This is a genomic window from Pediococcus ethanolidurans, from assembly GCF_001437405.1.
GTDB lineage: Bacteria > Bacillota > Bacilli > Lactobacillales > Lactobacillaceae > Pediococcus > Pediococcus ethanolidurans.
In genome coordinates, this window is the sequence record NZ_JQBY01000061.1 from 1 (window position 1) to 690 (window position 690).

The 690-nt window shown below is 40.7% G+C and carries 1 protein-coding gene; it reads left to right on the forward strand.

What is annotated here, in order from left to right:
* Positions 1 to 5 precede the first annotated feature (5 nt).
* On the forward strand, positions 6 to 690 hold a 685-nt coding region (locus IV87_RS10805), incomplete at its 3' end, for an IS1380 family transposase (protein WP_236699001.1).

A 690-nucleotide genomic window follows, 5' to 3' on the forward strand; every position in this document is an offset into this window, starting at 1 on the left:
TACATATTTCTCACACTGGTGGTGAACTTTCAAGTGATGCGGGTTTAGTACTCATCAAAGAGGTCATACACAAACTTGATTTCGCAGACCTTGCTCAAAAATTAGTTTCATTTAAAGATCAACGACGCTATTACCAACACAGTAATGTTAGTCTAATGGAACAGCTATTACTACAGAAGATTGCTGGCTATGCCACCGATCAGGTTGCTACCAGTTTGCGTTTTGATCCTATTTTTAAATTGCTACTTGATAAGCCTGCTATAGCTTCACAGGCTTCTATTTCGCGGTTTTGGCAACGCTGTGATGAAACGACTATCACTTCTTTACAAGTGTTAAACCAGACTCTGCTTGACCGAGGACGCCTGACTACCAATCAAACGGAACTAATCATTGATGTTGATTCGACCCATTCTGATACCTTCGGTAATCAAGAAAGTAGTGATTTCAACGCTCATTATCAAACGAACGGCTTTCATCCATTGGTTGCCTTTGATGGCCAAAATGAAGCTTTTTTAGCGGCCCAATTGCGACCAGGTAATGTTTACACCAGTAAGGAAATTCACTCATTTTTAGAGCCTCTATTACAGCATTATCAAAATAGTCTACCTTGTACTGAAATCCTGGTCCGTGGAGATAGTGGCTTTGCCACGCCGGAGCTTTATGATACTTGTGAAGAACACAAAGCGTTTT